Origin of the sequence: Paraburkholderia sediminicola (genome assembly GCF_046027825.1) — a bacterium.
Lineage (GTDB): Bacteria > Pseudomonadota > Gammaproteobacteria > Burkholderiales > Burkholderiaceae > Paraburkholderia > Paraburkholderia sediminicola_D.
Genome location: NZ_JAQQDU010000086.1, coordinates 21,204 through 34,128, shown reverse-complemented (window position 1 = coordinate 34,128; position 12,925 = coordinate 21,204). Strand labels below are relative to the sequence as shown.

11 protein-coding genes are annotated in these 12,925 nt (G+C 60.1%); 3 read left to right on the top strand and 8 right to left on the bottom strand.

Annotation, left to right across the window (positions count from 1 at the left end; all coding sequences use genetic code 11):
• A partial coding sequence (locus PQQ96_RS32975) for a hypothetical protein (RefSeq protein WP_408300297.1) occupies positions 1–267 on the top strand: 267 nt, incomplete at its 5' end.
• A 295-nt stretch (positions 268–562) separates the two neighbouring features.
• On the top strand, positions 563–1,825 hold the full coding sequence (locus tag PQQ96_RS32970) for an NACHT domain-containing protein (RefSeq protein WP_408300294.1): 1,263 nt from the start codon (positions 563–565) through the stop codon (positions 1,823–1,825).
• A 267-nt stretch (positions 1,826–2,092) separates the two neighbouring features.
• Here PQQ96_RS32970 and PQQ96_RS32965 read toward each other — a convergent pair whose 3' ends face one another.
• The 5 genes from PQQ96_RS32965 to PQQ96_RS32945 all read right to left on the bottom strand — a co-directional run bounded on the left by PQQ96_RS32965 (position 2,093) and on the right by PQQ96_RS32945 (position 7,541).
• Positions 2,093–2,467: a BON domain-containing protein gene (locus PQQ96_RS32965; protein ID WP_408300292.1), complete on the bottom strand. Its 375-nt coding sequence runs from the start codon at positions 2,465–2,467 to the stop codon at positions 2,093–2,095.
• Positions 2,468–2,531: 64 nt separating this feature from the next.
• Entirely contained in the window at positions 2,532–3,590 is a 1,059-nt protein-coding gene (locus tag PQQ96_RS32960) for a porin (protein WP_408300296.1), read from the bottom strand.
• 149 nt (positions 3,591–3,739) lie between these two features.
• Positions 3,740–5,086, bottom strand: a complete 1,347-nt coding sequence (locus PQQ96_RS32955; RefSeq protein ID WP_408300290.1) for a PhoPQ-activated protein PqaA family protein — start codon at positions 5,084–5,086, stop codon at positions 3,740–3,742.
• Positions 5,083–6,432 carry an MFS transporter gene (locus tag PQQ96_RS32950; protein ID WP_408300289.1) on the bottom strand — a complete coding sequence of 450 codons (1,350 nt, stop codon included), beginning with the start codon at positions 6,430–6,432 and terminating at the stop codon, positions 5,083–5,085. Before PQQ96_RS32950 ends, PQQ96_RS32955 begins: the two co-directional genes overlap by 4 nt.
• Positions 6,429–7,541: a CaiB/BaiF CoA transferase family protein gene (locus PQQ96_RS32945; protein WP_408300287.1), complete on the bottom strand. Its 1,113-nt coding sequence runs from the start codon at positions 7,539–7,541 to the stop codon at positions 6,429–6,431. The genes PQQ96_RS32950 and PQQ96_RS32945 overlap by 4 nt, the downstream gene beginning before the upstream one ends.
• 151 nt (positions 7,542–7,692) lie before the next feature.
• Here PQQ96_RS32945 and PQQ96_RS32940 point away from each other — a divergent pair, with 151 nt between their 5' ends.
• On the top strand, positions 7,693–8,667 hold the full coding sequence (locus tag PQQ96_RS32940) for a LysR substrate-binding domain-containing protein (protein WP_408300286.1): 975 nt from the start codon (positions 7,693–7,695) through the stop codon (positions 8,665–8,667).
• A gap of 649 nt (positions 8,668–9,316) precedes the next feature.
• Here the strand turns inward: PQQ96_RS32940 and PQQ96_RS32935 are convergent.
• From PQQ96_RS32935 to PQQ96_RS32925, 3 genes are all read right to left on the bottom strand, one after another.
• Positions 9,317–10,675, bottom strand: a complete 1,359-nt coding sequence (locus tag PQQ96_RS32935; protein ID WP_408300284.1) for an MFS transporter — start codon at positions 10,673–10,675, stop codon at positions 9,317–9,319.
• Between the two features lie 4 nt (positions 10,676–10,679).
• Positions 10,680–11,546: an alpha/beta hydrolase gene (locus PQQ96_RS32930; protein WP_408300282.1), complete on the bottom strand. Its 867-nt coding sequence runs from the start codon at positions 11,544–11,546 to the stop codon at positions 10,680–10,682.
• Positions 11,547–11,621: 75 nt separating this feature from the next.
• A complete protein-coding gene (locus PQQ96_RS32925) occupies positions 11,622–12,755 on the bottom strand; it encodes a C45 family autoproteolytic acyltransferase/hydrolase (protein ID WP_408300281.1) in 1,134 nt (377 codons plus the stop codon).
• Positions 12,756–12,925: the final 170 nt, after the last annotated feature.

Genomic DNA, 12,925 nt, shown 5'->3' with positions numbered 1-12,925 from the left:
AGCCTGAAAAGCAATCCTGACGCGTTCATCGTTCAGGTGCCGTCACAACTAATAGACGGCGTCCCCGCCAATGTTCCGCGCGCGCTGCTGCCCGAATACATCACGAATCTCATCCTGAGCCGGTGCCGACCATTGGGAGAATCCGGAACGTTCGGGTTCTCTGACCTCGGCGCGTTTCCCGCAGACCCAAAGACTGATCGCAACCGCAGAAGCACATCTGACCCAAGGCGGCTTTCGATCATTCGAATTGGGTGCGCAGATTGTTGACCATCGGTATCGAGTCCATTGGAAAACTGCCGCTATCTCGTCCAGCTAGCCGGCGGCTTTCGATCATCGGAGGTCGAGGACGGAGTGTAGGCAATTGGCAGGTCGTGTACCCGTGGTGATGGCGTCTCCACCGCAGCCCTCAGCGAAGCGAACGGCTGCCTGCGAATACAATTTCGATGTGCAGATTTGTGTACTCTTTCGCCTAACACGAGCCCCACACGATGTGGCAATCAGTATCATGCCATTTGCAAGCTAAAGACAGCCGTGTCACACGGTTAAATCCATGGAGGCAGGTGTGGCAGAACTGGGTGGAGCAGCAACGCAGGAGGGCATTTACTATCAAAACACTATCGCAGCGCGCTACTTGGCCGATCTGCTGGAACTGAGTCAGCAATCACCACGCGACCGAGTTGTTGAGGTTCGAGTCGAGGCCCCTGCTGATGTAGACGATGTCGTCGTTCGCTATGCCGACGGTCATTGCGACTGGATACAGGTCAAGACTCGAATCGGCTCATCAGGTGACGCTTGGCGTCGGTTGTGGGAAAACTTGGGTAGGCAGCGAGTCAGCCGTCAGTTTGGAGCCGAAGACCGTCTGATGATCACGATCGGAGAGGCCGATGAGACCGCACTGGCGCTCCGGGACATGTGCGAGCGGGCTGCAACTTCTGTCGATTTGGCCGAGCTTCAAATCCGGCTCACCGAACGGCAGCAGACCATGTTAGCCAGCGTGTCGAATGCTCTTCGCGATATTGCTTTGCCAATTGAGGTCCTGCGTCGGGCCACCGTCGAGATTAAGCCACTCTCTGAAGTCGAGCGGGAGTTCTCAGTCAGGCGATTAGGGAGTGCCTTTTCGCTTCCCACGCAATTGCTATCAAATCTGAGGGATATCGCTGGCGGTGGTGCTAGAAGGAAGCAGCTCTTCCTTGCGCCATTGCTCAGACTTCGTCTGGAAAAGCAGTTTGGCGTCGACATTTCCGAGCCGGCCGATTGGGGGCTCTCTGCGTACCGTGCCACAGTGTTAAGACTTTCGAGACTCGACGTACCGGGGACGGGGCGATCAGGTTCGTCCGAGGAGCTTTTCATTTGGCCGCGCGCTAGCGAATACCAAATGAGTGGGCTGGCTGATTTTGAAGATGAAATTCCGGGGGCGGCGGTATTGACGCGAGCGACAACGGTTGATCTGCAGGACTTTCCTTGTTATGGCCTCGACCGCTGCGTAATCGTTGCTGGACCGGGACATGGCAAATCAGCGCTGCTCCAAGCCATTGCTGCCCGATTGACGACTTCCCCCTACGTGCCGGCAATAGTTCCGCTACCGTCATTTGCGGATCGAGAAGCGCACGTTCTCGAGTACCTCAATAATGAAGTGAATCGACAAATGAGCATACGCGCGGACTGGAATCGTCTCGCGGAGCAGGGGTTGCTTGTTCTCCTATTTGATGGACTCGACGAGATTCCCGCCGACAAGCGGCGAATCGTACTCGGCAGTATTGCTACCTTCTCCGCGCGTTATCCCTCAGTCCCATGGCTCTTATCCGCCGTCACGCGCTTGTCCTGAGGCGGCGGGAAGCCGACCATGATGCCTTGACGGCTCGGAGCGTTGAAGGGATTACCGATTTGCATAATGTCCTCTTTCGGATCGTGGGTAGTATCCCGCTCCGTTGCGGGAGGTCTCTGCGCTGTCTGAAAGGAGGTGTCAATCGGAGTCACCTCGAAAGGCTCCTATGCGATAACTCGAATGCGCATGTCGGGAAGCTAATGTCGACAACCGCGCGGGCCAAGTCGGCTGTCCACAGGCTACAGGGACAAAGCGGTATTCAGTCCTTTACAGAGGCTGCTCTGAAATATGCAAAGCGTTTTGGACGGCCTTCACTCCATCGACCCGCTGTGCGACACCGACGGCGAGCGGAATCTGTCCGCTTTCCGGCACGGAGCCGGAAAGCGTGACGTATCCGTCGTGCGCCCTGACGACGATGCGCGTGGCGTTCAAATCCCGGGTTCGGTCGAGCACGGTTGCAACCCGATGAGCGAGCTTTCTGTCCGCAGACTTTGCCGCTTTGGCTGACGTCGCGGCAGATACGCTGGCCGCTTCCGCCGCGCGGCCTGTGGCACTGTCCGCGGACTGAGCGCAAGCGCTACCTGCGGCGGTCAGAAGCGTCGCGAGAAATAGTCCCTGGATAATTCGATTGTGATTATTCATGTCATTCCTTCGGTCAATGTCAATGAGCGGCCAGCACAGGTGTTTTATGACGCCGCGCGCATACCTAGAACCGGGTCATGAGACCGACCGATGCGCCGAGCATCGAGGGGCCGCCAGGATTCAATCCGAGGGCTGCAATGTTGGCCGGATCGTAGCGATACGCGCCGGAGAATCCGTTACGATCGATCTCGGCGTAGAGTTCGGTCCGCTTTGAGATGTAGTATTCGGCGATCGCGTAGGTCGTGAGCTTGTGACCGCCTGCACCTTTGACGTTGCCGAGGTTGCTGGCAATATCGTCATAGACGGCCGCAGTGACCTGGAATGCTGGCGTGAAAGTCCATACGATCCCAGTGCTTGGAATCTTGTCACGACGCATGGGTGCGTTCAAGGCACTGCCCGTCACGCTCAGGTCGTTGTAGGCCAGAAAGAGGCGCGCGCTTCCAAGCTGAAGCGTGCCGCCAGTCTGAAAAGTCTGCGCCCACTGCGTGGCACTCGCGTTCCATGTCTTCTGATAGGAAGCACCACCCAGCGCCGGCCCCCACTGATACATCGCCGCGCCAGAAAAGTTGGTACCGGCGCGCGTATCGCCGGCGACGCCACCCGGCGAATAGCTGACGCCGAAGCGGAACCCGCCAACCTGCGCAAGATACTTGATCGTGTTATTGAATCGGGAATCAAGTGTGAAATAGTTCGTTCCGAACACAACGCCCGGCTCGATTGCGAGGGACTGGCCGTTCCCGCCGCTCGGGTCGATGAGAATGCCAAAGTCTGTGTTTGCATTGAGTTGCCGGCCAAATGTCAGACGGCCAAAATCTCCCGTCAAACCAACGAAAGCCTGTTGCGAGAACAGGGTTCCCGGCGTCTTCAGCGCACCCGTGCCGCTGCTGAAAGCCGTTTCGAGCCTGAAGATGGCTTTAATCCCCCCACCCAGGTCCTCCTTGCCGGTGATGCCGAATGTGTTGCCATCAATGATGGTGTTGTCGAAGCCGACCGTTGCGCCCCCCTTCGCACCGTTCGTCCAGCGGATGCCGCCACCGATGTCGCCATAGAGCGTCACGCTCGACTGTGCATACGACGCGCTGGAGAGCGCGGCCAGCATGGCCGCAAATGCGGCCTGTCTCAAACGGGGCCCCGATGTTTTCACTTTATCTCCATAATTTATTAGTATATCTAATTATTAATTCTGGTTCGCACCACAACCTGGAATGGCAATGATGCAAACAAGCGCTGTTGTGCGTAGCCAGCTTCGAGGCCGCCTACGCCGGGAACCACCTATCCCAGGATCTCGACCAGAGAACTGACGTATCCGGCCCCGCCAACCCCTTCGTCACAGACTTCGACATACCAGGCCGTCTTCTTGCCATCCGTCAAGTTCGTCTGTGCGACGAATTTCTCCCCCGACTGCACCATCGGCACGGAGTCCCATCGCGCACCACGCCAGTCCAGTGTCGGCTTGTTGTGCGAGTAAAACAGGCTGACTGTCCGTGGAGATGCATCGGTGCTGATTTGCGCCTCAACCTCGAGCTTTCCGTTGCTCACCTGGCTGCGCGCCTCGATTCCGGGAATGCTGCGCCCGAGAAACGTATGTGCGAGCCACATACGCCACGCGCAAAGGTGCTTTTCTGATACCCACGTGTGCCGCACGTTATCGATAGCGAGATAACCCTTATCCCCCGACATCTCCGTCATCATGCTATTGGGCGTGCCGAGGGCGAAAAATTCGTCGTTGGTACCGAGCGCGACGAGGTACGCAGACTTAATCTGATACCGCCAGATGTAGGGATCGAAATGCATCAGCATCCTGAATCCGGTGGGATTGTTGAGCGTGCGAAGCAGCGCATCGGCGCCCTGGAATCCTGGCCCTGCGCGCTTGCCCCACTCCTGCTCCGATGGACCACCGACGTCCGCCCCGAACTCGGCGAACTTCCTTGATATGTGATACAGGTTGTTGCCGCCGTGATAGCCGCACGCCATCACTCCAGCGACACGCTCCGGGTCTGCGCCGGCCGCGATGCAAACACTCAGGCCACGCTTGGAATTGCCAAGCAACACCGCGCGAGCGGTGCGAATGCCATCGAGAGAATGCAGCAGCGTGATTGCCCGCAAGTACGCTTTGGCGATCGGATAGAAACCGTTCCATGTCAGGTCCTGGGTCTCCAGGACTTTCTTCAGGGCATAGCCCGTGAAGTCCGATTCGTCGAGACCGAATGGACAATCAGCGGGATTGGCGAAGATCATGACCGGCATACCGAGATCGAGCGCCGTTCCTTCCGCATACTCAGCCTCGGTGTCGAGATCCGTTTCGGGGATCGTGCGCCGAGCCCAGTCGCCCGCTTCGAAAAATTGCCTCTCGGTGCCAATGATGCCCGCGACGCCCGTGCCGTCGTAATTGTCCGGCACATAGATCCGCGCTGGATGCCGCCAGACAAGGCCCTTCCAATGCTGGCTCGTAAACGTCAATTCGACAATCCGGACCTTGCGTCCAGCACGGTGCCGACTCTCGACGACGCGGTCGCTGGCTACAGCGGTCTCCAGCGTTTGCTCGTCGGACACCTCCTGCATGTCGAAAAAGCGGGCCGGTCCGACATCGCCCGTGTCCATTGACTCATGATGGTTCATCGCGTCTCCCTGTTTAAATTTTGTGTCTTCGAGTCGCTGGCGTCAGCGCGGGTGAAAAACGCCAATACGAGGATGCCGGCAACCAGTTGGGCAGCGACCAGATAGAGGGCGGCGTCGAGACTGCCGGTGTGCGCCCTGATCGCGCCAACCAGCGCCGAGCTGGTGCCGGCAAGAGCGCCGATGCTCGAAATGAGCGCGATCCCTGCGGCAGCGGCCCCGCTGGAAAGGTGGCGGGTCGCGATCGTCCAGAAAATCGGATACGCGGACGCGACACCGCACGTCGCCGCGACGGAGGCAATCAATACGCCGACGAGCGTGGCGTGCAGGACGGCGATAGCGGCCACCCCCGCTGCCCCAACGCTCGCCGTGACGATGAAATGCCACCGGCGCTCCTGGTGGCGGTCTGAATGGCGGCCGTAGAGCACCATGGCAATGGTGCCCAGCAGATTGGGAATCAATACATACAGGCCGACATGCTGCAGATCGGTGATACCAGTCGCCTCGATGATCGACGGCATCCAGAAGATCAGCAGGTTGGTTGCGCAACCCAGCGAGAATGTCGTGAATCCCAGCAGGTACACGTGCGGATCGCGCAGCACCTGCCTGAGCGGCAGATTCGCGACGGCCGGGGTAGCTGCCCCACGCACGGCGTCCTGCACGATGCGCCGCTCCTGCAACGACAGCCATCGGGCGTCAGCCGGCCGTTCCGGCAGCACGAAGAACACGGCGATACCGAGCAGCATGCTCGGCAGGCCTTCCAGCAGCATCAACCACTGCCAGCCGTCGAGCCCGCATGCGCCGTTCAGCGACTTAAGGATGAGGCCGGAGACCGGCCCCGTCACGAGGCCTGCGGCAGCGGCAGCGGTCATGAAGAGCGCAATCACGCGGGCGCGGCGCTCTTCGGGATACCAGAACGTCAGATACAAAATGACGCCGGGGAAAAAGCCCGCCTCGAACGCGCCGAGCAGGAAGCGCAGCACATAGAAGTGCAAGGGCTTGGTGACAAACAGCGTCGCCGCCGCAGTGATGCCCCACAGCATCATGATGCGCAAAATGGTCGTGCGCGCGCCGATGCGGCGCAGCAGCAGATTGCTCGGCACCTCGAACAGCAGGATGCCGATAAAGAACATCGAGGCTGCGATTCCGTAGACCGCGTCGCTGAACCCGAGCGACGTCTGCATCTGCAGTTTCGCCAGGCCGATATTGTTGCGGTTGATGAATGCCGTCAAATAGCAAAGGAACAGCAGCGGGACGAGCCTCGCAGTGATCTTGCCGTAGACGGCGTCGCTAGCGCAGCGGGATGCGTCGGTATTCGGCCCGCTCGGCAAGGTGGTGTCTATCTTCATTCCGTTCGCGCTCCGTCCGGGCTCGACACCCGGGTACGGAAACCCAGACCGGGCGATTCGACTTCGCAACCCAGATCGGACAACGTCACGGGGTCCAGCGCACCCTTGCTGCGCGCCTGCGCGGCGAATTCCGCGATCGTGCGCACCTTCGCGCAGGACACACCCGCCGCCGCGCACCTATCTTCGAGTTCGACCGCCTGCCAGTCCGCGATCGCCGTCGCCAGTTCGGCGCGCAATGCCGACGGATTACGAGAGCGCAAGAACTCCGCCGGTGCACTGGCATCGAGCCCTTGCTCAAAATACTCGCCGTTGCGCGCAATGTCTTCACGCCCCAAGACGTCTAGCAGTGCAATCAGTTGACACGGTGTGTTGGCACCGAGAGCGACCCAGCCGTCCCGCGCTTCGAACAGATCGGCCGCGGGGCTTCCCGAGTAGCCCTGATTGCCGACGCGCGGCGGCGTCACACCTTCCGTGAGCGCGTGACAGGTGAACGGATACATCAGTTGCAATGCTGCGCCAGTCATCGACACGTCAAGAAAGCGCCCCTGACCGCTCACGTCCCGCTCGCGAAGCGCCGCGATCACTGCCAGCGCAGCAATAATCCCGGTGCCGGCATCGATCACGGGAAAGCCGGTCTTGATAGGCGGCTCGCCTTCGTTGCCGCCCATCAGCATCATGCCGGTGGCGGCCTGGATCACGTGGTCGTAGGCCGGTCGATCCTGCCACGCGCCCTCGCGCCCCCAGCCGCTGATCGAGCAGTAGATGAGGCCCGGATTCGCCGCCCTCAGCTCGGCGTCGCTAAAGCCGTGGCGATCGAGCACGCCGGGGCGCAGGCTGTCCACCAGCACGTCCGCTTCGTGCGCAAGTGCCAACGCCTGCTCGCGATCGGCCGGTTCGTTCAGGTCTAGCGACAGGCAGCGTTTTCCGGCATTCAGCGCGACGAAGGCGGCCAGCCCTTTGCCGCGCCGCATGACGTCGCCGCCGCTGCGATTCTCCACCTTGACGACTTCCGCGCCTAATTGGGAAAGATAGAGCGTCGCGAGCGGCCCTGCGATCACGTGCGTGAAGTCCAGGACACGGATGCCTTTCAGCGGTTTAAACCCGATCACGATGCGGACCTCGCCTTGACCACTTGACGAAGCCGGCAAGATACTGCGGCGGATTGGTTGATCGCTGCTGCGGATTCTGTTGGCATACCACGTCTCCTGAATTGTGTCAGTCATTGTCATCGACAGATAATTACTTGAAAATTGAAAACTTGTGAATGAGCCTTTCCAAAACGTGAATACTGACCCCGATTCAAGCCGCCGGTATGCGGGCAATTTTCTGCGGCTGAGACACCTTCGACTGCTCGAGTTGATTTCTCAGGGAGGATCGCTCGCGGCAGCAGCACGCGAACTGCACCTGTCTCAGCCAGCAGTAACAAAAATGCTGCACGAACTGGAAATATCTTTTGGCAGGGATCTGGTAACGCGCGGAGCGCGCGGTGGACGACTAACTGATGAGGGGACCGCTGTGTTGCAGCGCTTGCGGCTTGCTCTTGCGCATTTCGACGCTGCCGTCGCCATCGCCGGAGAAGACGGCGACGGCCGACGACCGCTTCTGCGTATCGGGATGCTGCCTGTCGTCGCGGTCTCGCTGCTACCGACCGTACTACATCGACTCGACGCCAGTCGGCGGCCGTTGCTCGAAGTACACGAATCGACGGTTGATGGACTGTTCGACGCGCTGACGGCAGGCCGAATCGATTGCATTATCGGAAGGTTGAATTCCGAGATCCACGCCGCGTCAGTGGGCTATGATCTGACCGTTCTGCCGCTGATGTCTGAGCCGCTCTCCATCGCCTGCGCGCCCGGGCATCGGCTTGCACAGGCGTCGCGCGTCACGATAGAACAGTTGCATGAGGAAGACTGGATCGTGGCGGCAGCAGGCTCGGAAACACGCCGCACGTTCGACTCACTCTTCCTGAATCACGGGCTGATGCCGCCACGACCGGTGGTGGAGTCGATGTCTTTCCATACCAACCTTCAGATAGCCGGAGCAATGAACGCACTGACTATCGCTCCACACTCTGCGGTGCAGCTTTATCAACGCATGGAAGCCGTGCAACCCCTAAAAATCGGTCTAAAGTTGCCGGCCGGCATCATTTCGCTGGTTCATCTCAACGTAACTGCAGGCTTGCCAGCGCTGCAGGATTTTATCGTTGCAGCGAGAAGCGGAGAGAAACAGCGGTAGTGGAGAAATTATTAAGCATGGAGACGCGAATCGCGACCAACGATGTTGTGCCAGCGCACCGACCATGCGGGCGCAAGCGATGACATCGGCGGGAAACAGGGGTGACGAACTGGGCGCGGCAATGTTCGGGCGCTGGCGAGCGAACGATCGGTATGGTGCGTTATCGTGAGCAGCGATGCTCTGCGAACGGCTGTTGTACCTTGCAAGCCGCCGCGAATGTCATGCCGGGTAGACGTGCCGAGTGGTTCGAGTTCTGGCCGCCGATGTGCACTTGCGTCCGCGCGTAGCCGTCTACCGACGTCTCGCCACAGACACCGCACGGCGACGGTATTTCTGACGGTATACGCGCACACTGGCAACTCATTCGCTTTGCGAGACAAGCGTTTGCGGCCAGAATCAACATAATCGCGCGGTATGTCGAGCGGATGTTGAGCACGTCTCAGGACGGCCATCAATCGTTGAAGTAATTTGGCTTTTGAAGAGATCACGGTCTACTATGGTCTCTTCAAAACCAGCTAAATCTGCGATTGGGTGACGGTATGCCGTCGATCTGCACGACCGCTATGCCGTCACAATGCCGGAATCCGGCAGTCCTGCGCTGCCGCACCCAGCGGCCATTCAACTACGCCGCCACGCGATTCGTTCAGGTTCAACCCGCTCCGCTCGACCCGGAACCATTCGGGGCCAACGCAGCACGGCTTTGCCGCAGCATGCGGTCGTCCCGCAACACCCGGCGCCCCGTGCGCGTCGCCAGGACGAGCGTGATCGCCAACACGCTGGTGCCGAACAGATAGCTCGGCGGGATGATACGGGCATCCGTGAACCGCGACACTACCGAAATATACAAAGGCGCCAGCCCGCCAAACAGCATCACCGCGGTGTTGTATGAGATCGCCACACCGGTCGAACGGCCCTGCACCGTAAAGATCTTTACCAGCATCCCCGGATGCGCAGCCCCTTGCAGCGTCACGAACAGCATGCCGATCAACTGCACTACCATCAGCCGCCCTTCCGTCGGCGAAGCCAGCAAATACCAGAAGAGCGGAAAGACGCACGTCAGCCAGCCGGCAATAAAGAAACAGAACAGCCGATAGGCGCCGATGCGGTCCGCCAGCTTGCCGAATACCGGCGAGAGCACGCACGCCATGATGCTTGTGACGAACACCGCTTGCAGCGAAGAGCTCAGCGATAGATGCAACTGGTACTGCGCATAGTTCGGCAAATACGCATTCCATACGTAGTTTAGCGAAGTACCGGCCATCATCACGCCCATGGCACAGACGAGCGCGTCGCCGTTCTCGCGAACGAATTCGCGCATGCGTTTGACCCAAGGCGCGCGGGCGGACGGACGCGCCTGCATCCGGTGAAACTCGTCCGACTCCGCAACGTGATGCCGGATGTAAAAGCCAATCGGCCCGACCAGTGCGCCTATCATGAACGGCACGCGCCACCCCCATTGCGCCATCTCGCCATGCGACAGATGCTTCGACAGTAAATAGCTGCACCCCGAGGACAACATCGCCGCGATGCCCAGCGACAGCATGTTGAAACTGCCGTAGAACATCTTCTTGTCCGGGGGCGCCACCTCGTAAATCGTCACCGACGACAGCGCAAACTGCGCACCGACCGCGAAGCCTTGCACGAGCCGGCCAATCACCACCAGGATCGGCGCAGCGAGCCCCAGCGTCGCAGAGCCCGGCGTCAGAGCTAGCAACAGCGAACCCACCGACATCGCCACCATGATCCAGGACAGCGCCTTGATGCGCCCTGCACGGTCGGCGTACATGCCCATCACGACGCCACCGATCGGCCTCACCAGAAACCCGACGGCAAAGGTCGCGAACGTCAGCAGCAATGACTCATCGCGACCGGCGCCGGCGAAAAACGCCCGCGCGATCATGCCCGAGAAATAGCCGTACACCATGAAGTCGAACCATTCGAACGTGCCGCCAATCACGGTCGAAAAGATAACTTTCCGGATCTTTGTGCCCTCGCTGTCGGTATGCATGTTTTTATTCTCCGACGCGCATCGCGTGCAGTACCTGCGCAAAGAAGTCCTGAACCACCTCGACGACCTGCATACCGTTGTGCGCAATATTGCTCAACTCGTCAAAGCGCACCTGGATGCCGGCCGCTTCGAACGATGCCTTGAGCGTCCTGAGCCGGTCCGGCCGCGTTGCCCCGGCGTCGTTGATGCCCGGCAGATACATCGGGCTGTCCTCGCGTACCGTGATTTCCCAGGTTTCAAGATCTGCCCGGCCGACCACCATCTGCACCGGAACGCGCTGCAACGCTGCCGCGTCGAACGGCTTGCCGAAGTGGCGCTCGAAGCCGCCTACACCCAGCCACCAGTCCTTCTTTTGATCGAGCACCGTGACGTTGCCCGGCGCGCCGATGGACGCGGCCCATAGACGCTCGGGATGGACATAGGCAAAGCGGTTGACGTACTGTCCGCCCCCCGAGTAGCCGAACAGCGCGAATTTGTCGAAACGCTTGCCGTAGCGCTCACCGACTTCGCTCACCATGTCCAGCAGCACCTTGTCGTAACGGATATCACCTTCGATCAGGCGCTTGAAGCCGTTGCGATCGCCATCGCCGCGCACGCCCACCGGAAAGAGCGGGCACAGGACGATGCAACGGTTCCAGCGGCCAAATGGAGCGAACGCATCGCGGTATTGCGTGAATTGCCGCCCCGTGCCGTGCATCACGACCACCAGCTCGACATCGTTGTCGGGCAACAGGACTTCGCGTGGCACATACAACGCGTACGGAAAGCGAGGATCGTGACGGCTGGCATAGACGGTAGTCGAATCCAGGTCGTACAGCGCCTCTGCTTTCTCATGACCGGAACTGGACGGCTTCTGGGCAATATCGAACATCTGTCAATTCTCCAAAACGGACTCAAACATGCCGCGGGCGCGTGGCCCGATGCAAGGCGCGCGGGCAACGGTCATTCACGCCGCTTCGTGCAGCGGCTCGTGGTGCAAGCTGTAACGGGTGAAGATCCGATTGAGTGCCGGCATCGGCGCGACGTCCATCTCGCCGTCCCCCGGATGCATGACGATCATCGCGACCGTCGCCGTCATCGTGTGACGCGTGCCCATGCGTGGCGGACGGCATACCGAGTACGGCGTGCCAAACTTATCGAACAAGGCTGCCTTGACCGCGTTGCGATCCACCTTCGGTGCTGCGTTCAGCAATTGACGCACGCGCCAGTCACGGTAATAGCTATCCGGCGAGTTCTCACAGCCCGTGTCACGCAGCTTGGTGCGGGCGACCGGACTCACCCAATGGTTCGCATGCACGATCAACTGATCGTCACCGGGATAAATCGGGAAAGCCTCATCCGGGGCACACTCGAAATCAATGCCGAAGCCCTCGGCCATGCCGAGCATGACGTTGTTCGAACATGATTTCGGCGTCGTGGCGATCACGCGCAGCGCGTTGGAGAACACCGGCTCTTCGAGCACGCGTCGGCGCAACAGCGAAAGCGGCACGCCGAGCTGGGTAAAGTCGCGGTCGGATTCGAGATAGTTCGCTGTGATCGACACGCCCGCGGCATTCAGCCCGCTGCGCGCCAAACCGCCTGCCTCGACGAAAGTCAGAAAGTCGGGGCCGTCGTCGTTGCGCACACGCAAGACCACACCGGTATCGACGCAATCGGCCTTCCAATCCCAGTTCTGCGCGTGGATCAACTGCCCGGTCGCCGAACGAGACGGCAGCACCAGCACGCCCGTGCAGCCATCTTCGTCCTCGGCGTCGGCCGGCATCGTCTTTTCCACACGCGCTTTCGCCAGCACCTCGGTACGGGCGTTAATCATCACGATGTCCTCGTAAGACACCTCGGCGCCGACGGCAATGCCCCGCATTTCTTCCAGATAGGCCGGCTGAAACTCACCGATAGCCTGTTCGAGCGAGCGGATCAGCGCCATCTGCGACGCTTCGCTGTAACCGATGTTGCGCAGCGTCTGCCCGTATCGGGAGGCGCTCAGGCGCACGCGCTCGGCGACCGCGCGGCCGTGTTGCACCCCGCGGTCATACGGTTTGCCGGACACACTGACAAAGGGAAATTGCTGGATTTGCGACATATTTGGATTCCTCACGCTGGAAAGCACCGAGCCAGTCAAACGCGTCGAAGCTAGCGAACGGCCTGACTGCGGGCACGCCCCGCCCGGTCACGCTACGCGTTGGCGCTGCTGGCATCGGCTCGACTTGATGAACCGATTCTCGGGCGAGAGAAATAAAATAAAAAGCGTTA

What these genes read in the sequence shown, in the direction of transcription:
- PQQ96_RS32930 (WP_408300282.1), bottom strand. Translation starts at nt 11,546, where the DNA reads ATGTTCGATATTGCCCAGAAGCCGTCCAGTTCCGGTCATGAGAAAGCA.
- PQQ96_RS32950 (WP_408300289.1), bottom strand. Translation starts at nt 6,432, where the DNA reads ATGAAGATAGACACCACCTTGCCGAGCGGGCCGAATACCGACGCATCC.
- PQQ96_RS32935 (WP_408300284.1), bottom strand. Translation starts at nt 10,675, where the DNA reads ATGCATACCGACAGCGAGGGCACAAAGATCCGGAAAGTTATCTTTTCG.
- PQQ96_RS32965 (WP_408300292.1), bottom strand. Translation starts at nt 2,467, where the DNA reads ATGAATAATCACAATCGAATTATCCAGGGACTATTTCTCGCGACGCTT.
- PQQ96_RS32955 (WP_408300290.1), bottom strand. Translation starts at nt 5,086, where the DNA reads ATGAACCATCATGAGTCAATGGACACGGGCGATGTCGGACCGGCCCGC.
- PQQ96_RS32925 (WP_408300281.1), bottom strand. Translation starts at nt 12,755, where the DNA reads ATGTCGCAAATCCAGCAATTTCCCTTTGTCAGTGTGTCCGGCAAACCG.